Annotated in this window: 19 protein-coding genes; 13 read left to right on the forward strand and 6 right to left on the reverse strand. The window is 69.0% G+C overall.

Annotation, left to right across the window (positions count from 1 at the left end):
* Positions 1–764: 764 nt before the first annotated feature.
* Complete coding sequence (locus AB0N17_RS42010) at positions 765–1316, reverse strand: flavoprotein (protein WP_366016959.1); 552 nt, start codon at positions 1314–1316, stop codon at positions 765–767.
* Positions 1313–2572, reverse strand: coding sequence for a helix-turn-helix transcriptional regulator (locus tag AB0N17_RS42015; protein WP_366016960.1), 1260 nt, complete (start codon positions 2570–2572; stop codon positions 1313–1315). The genes AB0N17_RS42010 and AB0N17_RS42015 overlap by 4 nt, the downstream gene beginning before the upstream one ends.
* A 78-nt stretch (positions 2573–2650) precedes the next feature.
* On the opposite strand from AB0N17_RS42015, the gene AB0N17_RS42020 reads away from it, so the two are divergent.
* Positions 2651–3127: a hypothetical protein gene (locus tag AB0N17_RS42020; protein WP_366016961.1), complete on the forward strand. Its 477-nt coding sequence runs from the start codon at positions 2651–2653 to the stop codon at positions 3125–3127.
* A gap of 205 nt (positions 3128–3332) precedes the next feature.
* Here the strand turns inward: AB0N17_RS42020 and AB0N17_RS42025 are convergent, their stop codons facing one another.
* The 3 genes from AB0N17_RS42025 to AB0N17_RS42035 all read right to left on the reverse strand — a co-directional run bounded on the left by AB0N17_RS42025 (position 3333) and on the right by AB0N17_RS42035 (position 5671).
* Positions 3333–4181 (reverse strand): IS5 family transposase, encoded by an 849-nt coding sequence (locus AB0N17_RS42025; protein ID WP_366016962.1) that lies wholly within the window; start codon positions 4179–4181, stop codon positions 3333–3335.
* 66 nt (positions 4182–4247) lie between these two features.
* Positions 4248–4667: a RacP protein gene (locus AB0N17_RS42030; RefSeq protein ID WP_366016963.1), complete on the reverse strand. Its 420-nt coding sequence runs from the start codon at positions 4665–4667 to the stop codon at positions 4248–4250.
* Positions 4668–4669: 2 nt separating this feature from the next.
* Entirely contained in the window at positions 4670–5671 is a 1002-nt protein-coding gene (locus tag AB0N17_RS42035) for a DUF6192 family protein (protein ID WP_366016964.1), read from the reverse strand.
* A 571-nt stretch (positions 5672–6242) separates the two neighbouring features.
* Here AB0N17_RS42035 and AB0N17_RS42040 point away from each other — a divergent pair.
* From AB0N17_RS42040 to AB0N17_RS42095, 12 genes are all read left to right on the forward strand, one after another.
* Complete coding sequence (locus AB0N17_RS42040) at positions 6243–6692, forward strand: hypothetical protein (RefSeq protein ID WP_366016965.1); 450 nt, start codon at positions 6243–6245, stop codon at positions 6690–6692.
* Positions 6689–6979, forward strand: a complete 291-nt coding sequence (locus AB0N17_RS42045) for a hypothetical protein (RefSeq protein WP_366016966.1) — start codon at positions 6689–6691, stop codon at positions 6977–6979. Before AB0N17_RS42040 ends, AB0N17_RS42045 begins: the two co-directional genes overlap by 4 nt.
* Positions 6970–7113 carry a hypothetical protein gene (locus tag AB0N17_RS42050; RefSeq protein ID WP_366016967.1) on the forward strand — a complete coding sequence of 48 codons (144 nt, stop codon included), beginning with the start codon at positions 6970–6972 and terminating at the stop codon, positions 7111–7113. The genes AB0N17_RS42045 and AB0N17_RS42050 overlap by 10 nt, the downstream gene beginning before the upstream one ends.
* 435 nt (positions 7114–7548) lie before the next feature.
* The gene (locus AB0N17_RS42055) at positions 7549–7878 is read left to right on the forward strand and encodes a hypothetical protein (protein ID WP_366016968.1); all 330 of its coding nucleotides are present in this window, start codon (positions 7549–7551) and stop codon (positions 7876–7878) included.
* Positions 7879–8152: 274 nt separating this feature from the next.
* The gene (locus AB0N17_RS42060) at positions 8153–9289 is read left to right on the forward strand and encodes a replication-relaxation family protein (RefSeq protein WP_366016969.1); all 1137 of its coding nucleotides are present in this window, start codon (positions 8153–8155) and stop codon (positions 9287–9289) included.
* A gap of 111 nt (positions 9290–9400) precedes the next feature.
* The gene (locus tag AB0N17_RS42065; protein WP_366016970.1) at positions 9401–11023 is read left to right on the forward strand and encodes an acyltransferase; all 1623 of its coding nucleotides are present in this window, start codon (positions 9401–9403) and stop codon (positions 11021–11023) included.
* Entirely contained in the window at positions 11023–11622 is a 600-nt protein-coding gene (locus AB0N17_RS42070; RefSeq protein WP_366016971.1) for a hypothetical protein, read from the forward strand. Before AB0N17_RS42065 ends, AB0N17_RS42070 begins: the two co-directional genes overlap by 1 nt.
* A gap of 289 nt (positions 11623–11911) precedes the next feature.
* Positions 11912–12109 (forward strand): toxin-antitoxin system HicB family antitoxin, encoded by a 198-nt coding sequence (locus AB0N17_RS42075; protein ID WP_366016972.1) that lies wholly within the window; start codon positions 11912–11914, stop codon positions 12107–12109.
* On the forward strand, positions 12109–12405 hold the full coding sequence (locus AB0N17_RS42080; RefSeq protein ID WP_366016973.1) for a hypothetical protein: 297 nt from the start codon (positions 12109–12111) through the stop codon (positions 12403–12405). Before AB0N17_RS42075 ends, AB0N17_RS42080 begins: the two co-directional genes overlap by 1 nt.
* A gap of 242 nt (positions 12406–12647) precedes the next feature.
* A complete protein-coding gene (locus AB0N17_RS42085) occupies positions 12648–12881 on the forward strand; it encodes a hypothetical protein (protein WP_366016974.1) in 234 nt (77 codons plus the stop codon).
* A 46-nt stretch (positions 12882–12927) separates the two neighbouring features.
* Positions 12928–13596, forward strand: a complete 669-nt coding sequence (locus AB0N17_RS42090) for a hypothetical protein (protein WP_366016975.1) — start codon at positions 12928–12930, stop codon at positions 13594–13596.
* Complete coding sequence (locus tag AB0N17_RS42095) at positions 13593–14015, forward strand: hypothetical protein (protein ID WP_366016976.1); 423 nt, start codon at positions 13593–13595, stop codon at positions 14013–14015. Before AB0N17_RS42090 ends, AB0N17_RS42095 begins: the two co-directional genes overlap by 4 nt.
* A 77-nt stretch (positions 14016–14092) precedes the next feature.
* On the opposite strand, the gene AB0N17_RS42100 is transcribed toward AB0N17_RS42095, so the two are convergent.
* Complete coding sequence (locus AB0N17_RS42100; protein ID WP_366016977.1) at positions 14093–14647, reverse strand: hypothetical protein; 555 nt, start codon at positions 14645–14647, stop codon at positions 14093–14095.
* Positions 14648–14892 lie beyond the last annotated feature (245 nt).

The raw sequence follows: 14892 nt of genomic DNA on the forward strand, positions 1-14892 counted from the left end.
AGCCCACCCCCCCCCCCCCCCCCCGGGCGCGGGGGGGGGGGCGGGGGGGGCCCCCCCCCCCCCCCGGGCCCCTCAGCCATAGAGAGCCGACCGCCCCCGTCATTCCTGACGGGGGCGGTTTTGCGAGGTTGCGCAGCTCTCCGACCCCCTGTCATTCCTGACGGGGGCACCCCTGTCATTTCTGACGGCCCTCCCCCTTCAGATCTGAAGGCCCCCCTCCGTCAGATCTGAAGGGCAATACACACAGAGATGATCTAGAGAGAAGGGGAAGCACACAGAGCCTTAGCTAGACAGATCATCGAGAGTGCTACGCACTCCCTGATCTCTGGGGGGACTGCTCCTCGCTTCGCTCGTCGTCCCTTCGGGATCGCCTCCCCCCAGACCCCCATAGACACGTTCGCTTCGCTCACGCAGGTCTCGGCAAGCCGAGCCCCCGTATTCCCGTGGTTGATCACCGTTGAGCAAGCTGCAACTACCTGATGTAGGAACAGCAACCACAGGACGCGCGTGGGCGCGCGTGTGAACGGCTGAGCATCAAGGGGCGCGGATAGTTCATCGAGGCAGGGCACAGACAGGCGCCAAGAACGGCCACAGCAACGCCCCTGTGCGGCGATCACCGATCGACGGGGGAATCCCTCACCGGGCGGGGAGTTCGGCACTCACAGCGGCGTACAGGCGTTTTCGGTCCCCGGGGTGGGAAACGCCCTGAAACCCCGTACTGCCCCTACTGAGGCTCAGTAGGGGCAGTACGCACGGAGGGGCCGTCAGGCGGCCGGCGGGAGGGCGTCCAGGGCGAGGTTCCAGGGGTACTCCTCGACGCGGCCGCGCTTCGGCTGATGCGGCACGAACCCCTCGTCGTTGTCGTCGTCCAGGAGCACGCGCACGCCGGCCTTGCGCAGGGTGGACACCGCGCGGGGCAGGGCGGGGTGCCCGGCCTGCGCGGCGTTGATGTACGGCAGGGCGACGATCGGCAGGCCGAGTCCCAGACCCTCGGTGAGGAGGCCGAGGGCGAGGGTGTCCGCGTGGCCGTCGGCCCATTTCGTGATCGAGTTGAGGGTGACGGGCGCGGCGAGGAGGGCGTCAGCGTCGGGTAGGACGTCGCTCTGCGACGGGAGTTTGTAGGCGTGGCGGACGGGGTGGCCGGTGAGTTCGCGAAGCGCGTCAAGGCCTCCGGCGTCCTCGGTCACCCACCTGTGGGCGGACTGCGTGAGGATCAGGCAGACGTCCCACCCCCGGCTTTGTGCGGCGCGGATACCGGTGGTGACGTGCAAGACGGGCGGGGCGGCGCTGGAGATCACATACAGGGTGCTAGTCACCCGGGCAGTCCACAGCGAACGGCGAGTGCCCGCAAGCGCCCCTCTGCGCCACCGACGCCCAAAAGCCGCAGGTCGTCAACGAGTTGCCGTGTCCGGGGTCGGCAAAGGACCTCCTCCTTTGCCTCCTCCTCCGCGTCCAGGAGCGTGTCCACCGCAGTCTCGCGCTGCCCGGCCTGCGCGTACGCGCGGGCGAGGTCGGCGAGGTGGTGCGCGCGCCGCTCGCGGGGGAGGGCGGCGCGGTCGTCGGCGGTGATGTCCATCGCGACGGCAACGGCGTCCGCACCCTCCGACAACTGCACATGCGCCGCGACCCGGTACAACGCCACGTTGGTCCCCGAGAACGCGGTGAACAGGGCGTTCCCGTCGCCGGCGTCGCCGAGCTCGGTCGCGTGCTCGTCGGCCTGGTCCAGGAGCTCGGGGACCGCGCGGGCGTCGGCGGCGGCGCGGCGGTCGTCGCGCGCGGCTGCCTCGGCTGCCACGGCCCGCGCCATCGCGGCCTTGAGATACAGCATGCCCAGCGTGCTCAGGCCGTCCGCGCCCCGCGCCTTGAGATCGGGTTCGAGGCGGGCGGCGGCCGCCACGGCGAAGTCAGCGGCGGCGCGGGCCTGCCCGTCGGCGGTCATCGCGTCGGCCAGATGCCGGCAGGCGGACGCCATGATGACTGGGCACCCCGACCGTTCGGCCGCGGTGACGGCGCGGTGGCCGGCGATCGTGGCGAGGGCGCCGTCGCCGAACTTGATCGAGGCGGCCTCGGTCAACTGCAACACCATGGACAGCGACCGGTACGCCGCTAGTTGGTCGTCGCCCTGGTGGCGGGCGGCGGCGCGGTTCGCGGCGACGAGGAGTTCGGGCACCAGGCGGCCGAGGCTGGCGAAGTGGGAGGCCTGAAACGACGTCCAGCCATGCCGGACCCGGGCGCGCAGGACGTCGACCGGCAGAGGGTCGGCGGGGTCGGAATCGGCCGTGCCCGTGATCACGTCGTGGCTCTGCAGAACGGTTCGGATGCGCCTCAACTCGGCCGCGTCCACGCATTCGACGGCGGGCCCGTCGGTCAGCAGCGCGAGGAGATCAACGGTCAGGACGCGGGCCGCGTCCTCAAGCACGGATAAGCGCGGGTCGGCGTGCCGGTCGCCCGCTTCGAGGAACTGCACCCACCGCTTGCTCTTGCCGCCCATGAGGCGGCCGAACTCGGTCTGCGTGAAGCGGCGGCGCTCTCTCCAGTAGGCGATGCGGCGGCCGATAGCCCTGGTGTCCATCTGGTTCTCCGGGACGGGCGGAACAAGGCGAACAATCTGTTCGCCTACCTTCTGTTGTACGCCCCCTACCGTGCGCATATGGCCAGTTCCGAGAACACCACCGCTTCAGGGTGGGTCGCCTCCTTCCGTGACCCGGATGCCGAGATGGAACGCCGGCTGCGCGTCGGCGGACTGTCCGCCACGTCCTTAACCGCGGCGGGGGCGTCGTGGGACGCGGTGGTGATCGCCCCGCTCGAACGCGGCCTCGCTGCGCTCGATGCCCTCGACGTCCCCCTCGACTCCGGGTACGGCGTGTACGCCGACTACCGGCGGTACGAGCTGATCGTGCACGTCGCCCCGGGCACGGCGGCCGCCGTGGTCGGCGACGTCCAGGGCGTGCGGGTGCTCTCGCGCGGATCATGGGTCCTGATGCCGACGAACGGCGACGGGACATGGGAGGCTGCTTGCCTCAGCCGCCCAACGGGGTTCCGCCCCCGCTATGTTGATCCCGCCCGGTTGTGCGCGGCCGTCCTCGCGGCCGACGAGGAGCGCGGCGCCCGCGCCTGCGCCCACTGACCCCCACAGGCGGCTCCTCCCCCCGTGGGAGCCGTCTGTGGGCCCCTCGGCCCCCGGAACCTCCGCGCCTGGTTCCGGGGGTCTGCCGTGTCCGGCAGGAGCACGGAGGCGGCCCGCACAAGGCGAACAATCTGTTCGTGAGTGTTTCTGAAGGCCGGGCCTGCTGACCTGCCGAAATGGGTTCTGTGGGTGCCGTTTGAGGGTGTCAGGCGGGGGTTGCGGCGGGCCTTGGCGGCTTCGTCCAGGTGGCGCCTGCGCGGGTGATGCGGCGGGTCATCAAGGTGATGGCGGCCCAGGTGATGAGGGTTTCTGAGTGCTGGATGAGCCGTTCGTAGTCGCGGGCATGTCGGCGGGCGTTCATCATCCAGGCCAGGGACCGTTCGACGACCCAGCGGCGGGGCAGGATGACGAATCCGGAGGTGTCCTTGGGCCGGGCGACCGTCTTGATCGTGAGGTTGAGGTGCTTCTTTGCCCAGGTCACGAGCTTGCCCGCGTAAGCGCGGTCGGCCCAGACGATGGTGATCTCGGGGTGCATGAGGCGGAGGCGGAAGAGGACTTCCTTCGCCGCGGCGGAGTCGTGGAGGTCGGCCGGGGTGACCATGACCATCAGCGGCAGGCCGCGGGTGTCGACGACGAGGTGGCGCTTGCGGCCGTTGATTTTCTTGCCCGCGTCGTAGCCGCGGGTGTCCTTCCCGACGGTCGAGGCCGCCTTCACCGACTGGGAGTCGATGATGGTGGCCACCGCCCGGGGTCCCTTGCCCATCTCGCGGCGGATCCGTCCGGCGAGTGCGTCACGGATCTGGCCGATGACACCGCAGGCCGCCCAGCGGGCCATGAACCCCCAGACGGTCCGCCAGGGCGGGAAATCCGCAGGTAAGGCCCGCCATTTGCAGCCGGTGTCCACGACGTATCGGATGGCGTCGACGATCTCGCGGCGGTGGTGCTTCTCCGGCCGGCCGCCCCGGACGGTTTCGCAGGCGGGCAGGGGAAGGAGCGGTTCGATCAGGGCCCACTCGTGGTCCGTCATGTCGGACGGATAGCGGCGGTGTCGCATGGTTGTCCCGTCTGACCTGCGGCGGGGGCCGACCGGCGAAGCCGGTCGGCCCCCGCGGGGAAGGGGTCAGGAGCTGGCGATGAGGTCGAGGGTGGACTCGATGGAGTTGAGCTGGGCGACGATGTGCTTGACCCACTTGTCGTTCGGGTGGGCGGCGGCGTGCGGGGCGACGGTGCCGGTGATGAACCGGCGGAACTCGTTGAGTTTCTGTGAGACGACGGCCCGTTCGTATGCCTCGAGTGCGGCTCGGTCGGCGCCGAGGCGATAGCCGACGTCGCGGGTCCAGATCAGCGGTGGCCAGCCGCGGGAGGCGGCCTCGTCCTTCAGGGCGCCGAGACCGGATCTGACCTGGTAGGCGGACAGGTCCGTCGCGCGGACGAGCTGGGCGAAGTCCAGCCCTGCCGGGCGGGCCTCGAACAGCACGAAGCGGACGGTGTCGGCATGGCGTTTGGCCGCGTCCCCCTTCCTGCGTGAGGCGCGGGGCACGGTCACTCGCCTTTCAGCATGCGGGCGAGCTCGTCGTCCATGTCGACCTTGCCGGTGTCGACGGCCGTCTCGATCCAGTCGAGGGTGGCTTTCACCTTGGCGACGTTCTGGTGCACGATCGCGCGTTCGTCCTCGGACAGGGTCCGGTCCCGCAGGCCGGGGACGGTGCGGCCGGCCGCGGCGACGAACGAGTGGCAGGCGGTGACCAGGTCCAGGAACTCCACCGTCCGGTCGATGTTGCGGACCGCGGGGGCGACGGGGCTCGTGCGTTCGAAGTAGTCGTGGGCTTGCCGACTGCGTTCGGCCTGGGCATGGTTGACCTGGAAGCGGGCGGTGTCGTCGCTCATCGCCTTGAACGCGACGTCCGGCCTTCGCAGGAGGCTGGTCGCGGCGGTGGTCGCCACCGTCTCGTCGCGGGTGAATTCCTCCACCACCCGGACCTTGTCCTCCGCCGACACTTTGGCCGCGACCTGGGGACGCTTCAGGAAGTCGGTGGTGACCGCCGCCGCGACGTCCGCGTCCCGGGCCAGTGAGTGGATCGCGGTGACCTTCTCCTGCGGCGTGATCGGTGTCTCGACCTGCTGTCCCACTCGCCGGTTGGCGTCGTCCGTGGTCCAGCGGGTCTTGCCGTCCGGCGGCGTCAGGATCGCCGCGAAGCGCTCGTCCTCGTCCTCGATGTTCGCCAACGAGCGGTGGACCGTATAGGAGGCGATCTTCGGCTGCCGCCGTTCCTTCGGCCAGCGGGAGGCCACCCACCTGGCCGTTTTCACGGTGCCGACACTCAGACCGATGTCCTCGGCCAGACGCTGCATCGACCTCTCGACCGTGTACTCGCTCTCGCCGGCCGGGCCGCCCCGCTGCCTCATCGGCTCGACCTCCAGGGCTCGCTCGCCGATCGTGAACTGCCCACGTGTCTGCTGTTCGACGACTTCCCGCAGCTCGGAGATGATCTGTTCGTAGCGGGACTGGCTGACGGCGCCGACGTTCTCGTTCTCCTCGGACACGGCTTTCACCACCCAAGTGCGGGCCAGGGCACGGCACTTCGGGCCATGACGGGACAGGGCCCGCATCTGCCACCGAGAGTCAGACCGCAAATACGAAGATCACAACGAACGACCGCAATTGACCGGTTTCTGAACGAAATTGGGTTCAGGATGCGTTCGATCAGCGGTCACTGTGAACGGTCCGCGAACGGTTCCTTCCGCCGCCGCCAGGCCCTCACGACGCATCGCCGTGAGCAATAGCGGGCGTCCGACCGGCGGTCGACACCGGCCGCCCAGCGGGCCCCGCACTCGGGACACTCCACCGTGCCGGCCTCGCCTCGGACGGCCGCCAGGCGCTTGCGGAGCCGCTGTTCCTTCCGCCACTGCCTGGAACGACACACCGACGAACAGAACTGAGCCCCGGGTCGGGCATCCGGCCTCAGCCGTTCACCACAAGCCCGGCAGTCCCTCTCCCCGGCCCCTCCAGCGTCCTCGGACACCAGCCCAGCCTAGGGCGCAAATCTACACAGAACCGAGGCTTAGAAACAGCTACTTCGTCCTCGCCGGACCCGTCCGCCCGTACCGTCCGGTCATGGCGCATCACAACGGCACTCCGCCGCCCGAACGCGGCCCCTCCGATCACCTCCCCGCGACCCGCCCCGCAGACGGAGGTGCGGTCGAAACGGTCCAGATCGGCAGGCAGCCCCTTTTCGTTCCCGATCTTGTCCGGTCCCTCGATGCGGCGACCAACGCCGTGGGCGCACTCCCCGATCACGGGCAGTCCAGCGACGTCTCGGTGTCCGCGCTGACGGCCCTGGTGTGCACCGGGACGACCGCCGCCGATGCTCTCCAGGCGGCCGCCGACGTCGCGCGGCAGTCCCCCGCCCTCGAACCGCACGGGCTGTCCCTCGCGAGGGTCCCCGGGCCCGTCGCCGGCATGTGGGAGTACGTGATCACGATGACCGTGAGCACGTGCGACCCGCAGACCGGCGAGTACGGCGGGGCCACCCATCACGCCGACCGGCCGAGGAGCGAACGGTGACCTCCTCGACCACCCGCACGTTCCGCTTCCGGCAGTTCGACGTCCACCAGGAGGCCGGCACCCCCGCGCAGTCCGGCGTCACGGCCGACGAGTCGGCGGAGCCGGAGTACGAGGCGCGGTGCGTCTCGGGCGACGAAGAAGACTGCGGCGAGGCCTCCGGCCCCCTGGCGGACGCCGAACAACTCGACAAGTGGATGGCCGAGCACACCCGCGACAACCCCGGGCACCAGCGTTTCCGGCGGGCCTACTGCGAGTACGCGACTGTTGAGCCGGGGGCGTGGCAGTGACCGTGACCGACGAACGGCGGGCCGAACTCTGGCACCGTGCCGAGCGAATACGGGTGGTCGTCGACAGCGCCCGCGCCGTCCGCGCCGGCCTCGCGCAGCAGCGCGCCGGCCGCGCCGAATCCACGGGCCAGTAGGCCCTTCCCCAGTGCCCCGGACCGTCCCCCGCGGTCCGGGGCACAGTCGCGTACTGGGGGCACTGAGGGTCAGTAAGGCCAGTAGGCGCAGTGCCCACGGCGCGCGAGGAGAGACGGACTTTCCAGGGCGTCAAGGGTTGTACCGGTATGTAACAGGGCGTCAAGGGTTGTACCGGGCCCCCTTGTCGAGTCCGGTCGGGCGCCCCGACCCCTTGTCGGAGATCGTCCCGCGCGTGTGCGCCTGAAAATCATTGGACGCGTGTTCGAGGGTTTGTGACGATCACTTCTGTGCGGCGGTTCTGACGACAGGGCAGTCCCCGCAAACGGGGAAACGTTCCTGCGCCATGCCGTTGCTAGGCCTCGCCACCTGCGGGGGTCTCGGAAAGGATCGCAACAGAACGGAACAGCACTGTGAACAAGCGAAGGGCCGCCGTTGTGGCGGCAGTTGCAGCCACGGTAAGTCTCGCCACGCTCGGCACCACGACAAATGCGGTTGCAGCCGAGAAGTCCACCAGCTATGCAGATGCCTACTACGGCACCCCCAAGCGCGGCACCGGAGGCCTGATCCTCCGTGACTCGCGGGGCAACAACACCGGCTCCGGGATCGGTGAGGGCACCCGATTCCAGTTCCTCGGCTCGTGCGTGCGCGCCAACGGCGTTTCCCTGATCAAGGTTCACCAGATCGGGCACGGCGGGTGGGGCCCGTCGTACACCGGCTACGTCCGCCGCGCGTTCGCCAACCTGCCGCCGAACCTCCCCTGCTGACCCGACACACCACTGAGGGCCCTGCGCCTACTGCCAGTCAGTAGGCGCAGGGCCCTCGCGCGGTTCGGCCGCCCCCTTGTCGACACCCCCCTTGTCCAAGATCACTCAAGGGTGCGTTTCCCCTTGACACGGTGCGACAAAAGCGACGATTAGACGTTGGTCAAGGGGGTGTTGTTCAGGGTGGCGGCCGACTCGCGCGGCCGGCTCCTCGTCGGCGGCGCGGCCCGTCCTCGCGACCGAGGGCGGGAGGACGCCGACGGAACCGGAGACCTCGATGACGACCACCGACCCGCAGGCGCGCGCCGCCTCTGCCTCCTCGCCCGCGCCGGCCGGAACGGCGCCGGATGCCGCGTACGGCCAGGAGCACGCCCACGGGCACGCTCAGGAGCACAGCCGAGGGCCTGCGCCCGCGCACACGGCCCCCGCCCGCCGCAGCGCCGTTTCCGCAGTTCGCAAGGTGGGTGAGCGGGCCGCGCAGGGCGCCGACTCCTCTCTATCTCCTGTCACCACCGAACTGGGGGTGGAACACGAGCTGCGAATCTTGCAGCTCCTCGCGTGCACGCGGGTGGCCACGCCCCACCAACTCCACACCTGGCTCACCCCGACCGCGACGGACACGAGCACGGTCCGCCGGCACCTGCGCAGCATGGCGTCCGCCGGCCTGGTGGCCGCGAACGAGGAGCGGCGGCCGAACATCTGGTTCCTCACCGCGGCCGGCCTCGCCGAGGCGCGCCGTGCAGGCCTCGCTGAGCACCGCACCACCGACGTCACGGGCGAGCACGTCGCCGCCTCGCCCGCGTACGCCCACGCCCTGGCGGTCACCGCGGCCGCCGTCGCGTTCTCCCGCAACCTGCGCCCCGACACCAGCGTCGGCACGGCGTTCGGGGAGGTCGCCGATTGGGAGGTAGAGGTGGCCCACCCCCTCGGCTCCGCCGGCCTCCTCATCCCGGACGCGGTGCTGCACCTGCGCTACGCCGAAGTGCCGCACGCGTTCGTAGAAGTCGACCGCGCCACCATGTCCCTGGGCAGGCTGGTGACCAAGGTCGCCGCGTACGACCGGTACCGCACCCACGCCCGCCCCGCCGGCCCGCGCACTCCCGCGAGGGCGGCGGGCCTGCCGGACTGGTGGACCCGCTACCCGCGCGCCGCCGGCCGCGACCGGTTCCCGCCGCTCCTGATCGTGCTGGACGGCAAGAACCGAGACGTCCTCGGCACCCGCGCCGCCGACCTCTTGAAGGGCGCGGCGACCCTGCGGGGCATCCGCCACCGACAGTTCGCCGTCGGGGTGGCTGCCCTCGCGGACGTCCAGGAGCACGGCGCGCTCAGCGCCGTATGGAGCGTGCCCCTCGGGCCGGACGAACCGGTACGCCTCGCCGACCTGATCCGGCAGACACGGGCGCACGGCGGATAGCTACTGACCCTCAGTAGGCCACGTACCCGCAGTACCCGCCGCAGCGTCTCGGATGAGTGAAAAGTGGATTGCAGATACTGAATCAGTATTTGCGATGCTAGAGTGTTATGCATGAGTCCTAGCCTCAGTACGGAAGATCTGCTCAGGCTCACCGTGTCCGCGCTCATGAGCCGGACCGGTGAGCGGCAAGGCGACGTTGCCGCAGGGATCGGGCAGGCGCAGGCGCAGGTGTCGCGCAAGCAGTCGGGCAAACAGCACTGGACGCTCGATGACGTTGACGCCCTCGCCGCGCACTACCGCCTGCCCGTCCTCGACCTCTTGGCCGGCCCCACCCGCGCCGTGACGGCGCTCCCCGCCGACCGGACGCCCGCCGACCAGACCTCTCTCCCCCTCGCCACGGCGGCCGCCGACGTCCCGGCCACGTTCACCGCCGCGCCGCCGACCCCGCCCGTTCAGGCCGAGGCCGCGGTGCCCTCGCCCGGCGGGTGGCAGGGCGACCCCTGCGTACTGTGCGGTGCCCCCGCCAAGGACGAAGTGGAGGGCATCCCGCAGCACCTCACCCGCGAGGAGTGCGCCGCCGCCATGGACACGGCGGTATTCGGTGACGACACGACCGAGGAGCCGGCGCAGGGCGCGGAACCGCCCGAAGCGCCGACGAACACCGCCTCGGCCGCGCCGGTCGACCCCGCGCCCGCCGAACCGGTGGCGGCCGCCGCACCGGCAGCTGCACCGCGCCGCGCGCCCGGCTACGCCTCCTCGTCGCTCGTCGACCAGATCACCGCCCGCGTACGGGAAGTGCTGACCGAGCACCAGGGCGACTATGACGAGGCACGTACCGCCCTCATCAAGTCCGCAATTCCCGACGTGATGGCACTCTTCAAAGCCTCCCGCGTCGGCGGACGATACGAGCACTCAGAATTCCCGCCGACTCACGAGATTCTGAATAAGAAGTCTCAGAAGGGGGCCGACGAGATTTGGGAGGGGCGCCCGAAGTGGCGCAATAAGGAAGTCGTCGCCGCAGCGAAGAACGGCGAGGAAATCGAGGTGACCGCCCTCGACATGAACGCGGCCTACCTGTCCGCCCTCAAGTGCTGGTTGCCGATCGGCCGGTTGCAGGAGGACACCAGCGGCACCCACGACCCCAGGAAGGCCGGCGTCCACCTGATCACCCCGGCCGAGTGGGACCACCCCGACCTCCCCAACCCGCTGGGCAACCGCATGGAGCCTGGTGAGCTGTGGGTGACGGAGTCCACGCTGCGGCTCCTCCTGGACGTCGCCCGTCCGGTCCTCGACAAGGGGGGCGACGTCGTACGGCCCGCCCTCGCCGAGGCCCCCGTGATCCACCGGTCCCTCGTCTCCGGCGCCACGGAATCGCTCCTCGAAAAGCTGCGCCGCGCCCTCGCCGAAGCACGGAAGAAGGCAATTGCCGAAGGTGACGAAATCGCCCTGGAATACGTGAAGGCCATGTATTCTAAGTTCGTGTCCACCATCGGCGAATCCAGTAGCAACCGGGAACTCCGCCGACCGGACATGATGCACATCATCCGCTCAAAGGCGTTCGCCAACCTGTGGATGAAAGCTGAAAAGGCGCGCGCCCACGGGCTGACCGTCGTAGAGATGTCCGGCACGGACGAACTCCACGTGGTGGGTGACTGGCGGGCCGTGTTCCCGGAGGGCCGAGACCTGAACCAGGTCAAGGAAAAGAAGACGTACACGCTTGGGGGCAAGCGCTGATGACCGGATCACCGGGACTGTGGGACCGATGGGGAGAGTTCCAGAAGTACAACGCGCAGGGCATGAAGGGCGGTGAAGCCCTGATTATGGAACTCAACCGGATCGTTTACACCTCCGGTATCTCCTCGCCCGTCACCTCAAAGCGCGGCATGAATGCCCGTATGCGATACCTCAACAGCGCAAAGGGCCGTCAGGCAATGAGGGATCAGGGCATCACCGACCGCGCAATGAGAAATTGGTACAAGGGCAAGGCGTCCCCCTCGGCCGAGAACCGGCAGAAGATTGACAATGCCTATTGGACCCGGCGGCGGGAAAACCTGATCCGGTCCGGGTGGCTTAAGCGGCACCTTGAAAACAACGGTTCGGGTCGCCGGATGGAGATTTACCCCGTCGACCAGAGCGCAGTTCCCACGCCGCGCTACCGCCCCAACGTGAATCAGCGATCGATCACCGTCCGATATATCTGGGCTGATCTGGTCGACGCGTGGGCCGCTCAGGATGAGGGCCTGATCGATGAGATTTGGGAGGACGTCATTTCGGATCTCGACTCCGATTACGCGGCCTACGCCTACGTTTCCTCGGTCGGAATCGGAGCCTGATTCCCGTCCTGCCTTTTGCCTCGCGGTCCGAGGGCCCGCCGACCCGTCCGGTCGGCGGGCCCTCGGTGCTCGGGGCCGTCCAGGAGTGCGTCAGGGGCAAGCCGCTCGATCGGCAGCAGACGCGGTTCCGCGTCGGTCGTCGGCGTGCTCCTGGTGGTGCTCGGGCCCGTCCCGAGGCGGCGGCGCGCGGTGCTCATAGGGAGGATCTTGCCGCCTCGGACGCAGGCCTGCGGGCACCTCGGCCGCAACCGCCTTACGCCACCGCGAACCGGTGGCTACTCTGGCCACCATGACTGTCACCACCATGACCCTGCGCATCCCCGATGACCTCGCCCCCGCCATCAAGGCGGCCGCCATCGAGGCCGGCCTGAGCGTGAACGCCTACGTGGTGCGCGCCGCGCGCCGCGCCGCCACCCTCGACGCCGGCCGGCAGCTCGCCGCGCTCGGCCTCGGCGGCGACCTGGCGGGCGAGGGCGACACCCTGTGATGAACCGCGGTGAAATCTGGACTCTGGCCGACGGCCGCAACGTCCTGATCATCAGCCTGACCGGCCTGGAAGAGACGTACGGCGCGGTTCTCGTGATCGTGCTGCACGACAGCGGGCAGTACCCGGATACCGCCATGTCGGTGGTGATCGGCGACCCGATCCCGTGCACCGCCGTCGCCGTCAACATCGTGCAGTTGCGGGTCAACCGGTTCGAGGGCGCGAAGCTCCTCGGCCCCATCGACCCCTCGGCCATGGCCCGGGTGGACCAAGCCCTGCGCGCTGTCCAAGACCTGTAGCCGGCGCCGACCGAGGACGCCACCGCGAGGCCCTGAGACGGCCCCTGGGAGGCCGAGAGGCGCCGACCGGTCGCGTTCCCCGCCCTGCGCCCCCAAGGGGCTGCAAGGGGGTGTGAGGCCTCTTCCTGACCCCACTGCACCTACTGACCCTCAGTAGGTGCAGTGGGGTCAGTTTTGTATGGGCGGGTGTCGGTGCCCGTCGTTAGCCTGGACGGCTCGTGATCACGAGCGAGGGGGAGCCGATGAGCCACGACCGCGACCAGGACCACGACGAGCACCAGGCCCTCGCCGTGACCCTCGGCCTACTCCTGCTGATAGGAGGCGTGCTCCTCGTCTCCTGCTGGGCCGGACCGTTCACCGCGTTCGCCGCAGGCGCCGGCCCCATCCTCGCGGCCTACCTAGGCCCGCGGCTCGCGCGCCGCCTCGCCGTACACCGCGCCGTGCGGCGCCTGCGCCGCAGCCTGCGCGACGCGTGACCCTGAGTGGGGTACTGAGGGGCAGTAGCCGCAGTACCGTACTGGCATGACCGTGCTACGCATCGCGTTCGTCAGCATCAAGCCTGGCGTGGGCAAGAGCACCAGCGGGATCTTCCTCTGCAAGAGCCTCCAAGAGATCGGCCTTGATCCCCTACTGGCGGACGCCGACAAGGGCGCCTCATGCCTCGGCTGGATGCAGGACGCCGGCGGCCTCAGCCATCCGGTGATCGGGCAGGCGATCACGACCATGCACCGCACCCTCCCCGGCCTCGAAGCCGGCCGTGGCGCGGTGGTGGTCGACGCCCCGCAGCTCGAAGACCACGAAGCCATTGCACGATCGGCTCTGGTGTATGCCGACGTCTGGATTTTCCCTCTTGCTCCGGGCGGAATGGAAGTACGCCGGACCATGCTCCAACTCCGAAAGAAGCTTGATGAAGCGCGAGATATGCGTGAACAACTCGGCAGGCCGCGAGACCCGATTTGCGAAATGGTTCTGATGACGCGAACCAATCGCCCTTACGCCACGAAAACCGGTCCCGATGCAGAATTCCGGGAAGCTCTCACGGAGAAGGGATTCCGGGTCATGAATACCGTAATTGCCTTCAATGATGATCTGTACCGGCAGGCGTACGGGTTCGAGGTCGACACTACGGGCACCACATATCCGGCCGCGGCTAAGGAAATCATCGCTGAATGGGAAAGGGCGCAGGCATGACCACTCGTCGCCGGAGGGACAAAAGCAAATTCGCCGACGAGGAGATTGCCCCGGCACCAGAGAGCGCCGAGACGATCCGCACGACCCCTATTCGCGTCACCGTCGATCTCGCCCCGCCCCTGCACAAGGCACTCAAGCGCTGGTGCAACGGCGCCGCCCTCGACCTCGACCTGACGGACGTTGCCCTCTCCCAGGCAGCCCGCGCGCTGGTCCTGGAGCTGACCGAGCCCGACCCAACCAAGCGGCTCCCCGGCCTGGACGAGCGCGTCAGGGAACGGCTCAGGGCCGGCGACTACGCCCACGCTGTACCGGCCGAGGGTTCCGTGGGCGCGGCAACGCAAGCGCCTCGCTCCGGACCTACCCCGACCCGCCGGGCGAAGCTGCGCGAACCTCACACTGCACCTACTGAGGTTCAGTAATGGCAGTACCTCACTGAGGGAGCGCAAAGAGGGAGGGCGCCGGCCACAGCGGCCGGCGCCCTCCCTCTTGCACGGCATCAACCCTGGGGCTCCTTCACGAGCTGCTCCGCGCGCCACTTCTCCAGCAGCGTGTTCGGGCCGAACTCGAACCACTCCGCAGTGTCCGGCACGGGGTTGCGGTAGTGCTCCTCGTCGCCGCGGTGCGCCCAAACGGAGACGCGGAGCGGGCCGTAGTAGCTGTGCCCGTACCGGGTCGCCGTGACCGCGCGCATAGCGACGTCGACCGAACAGCGGGGGCGGTCGTCCTCGACCTCCGGCTGAGTCTGGTAGCCCGTGGTGAACGTCCACTCCGTCCCGTCGCGGCGCTCCACCCTGAAGCCGTACGGCTGGTCGACGTCGACCGCGTGGGGGCCGCCGTAGCTGGCGCTGGTGTAGTCCTCGAAGTGCGCGCGTGCCTCCGCGCGCTGGTCGCGGAACTCAATCTCCAGGATGCCGGAGACGATCTCTTCCTTCGTCCACTTTTCCAGAGGGCGAGCGCTCCACACGTGGCCCAACTGGCGGTATAGCGCGCATAGCTGAGCCCTATTCATCTTGGAGAGTTCGCGCCAGCGTTTCGTCTCTTCCTCGGTCAACGCCCGTTCCCTTCCGGGTAGTTCTGGTGACACGAAAATGGTAGCGCAGGCCCGCATTTGAGGATTCCTTATACGTAAATCCAGAACAGTCTTTCTCTCGATTCCTTCTCTTTTGGCTTTCCTGTGTGGTGTAGACCAGTCTGCGGGGGCCGGACGGGTCGCACGTCACGTTCTGTAGCGTTGACTTGATCTTGCGGAGGGGGTAGACACGGGCCCCCTCGTGGCTGCATACTGTAGCTGCAAGG

Origin of the sequence: Streptomyces sp. NPDC051133, from assembly GCF_040682635.1 — a bacterium.
In the GTDB taxonomy this organism is placed as follows: Bacteria; Actinomycetota; Actinomycetes; order Streptomycetales; family Streptomycetaceae; genus Streptomyces.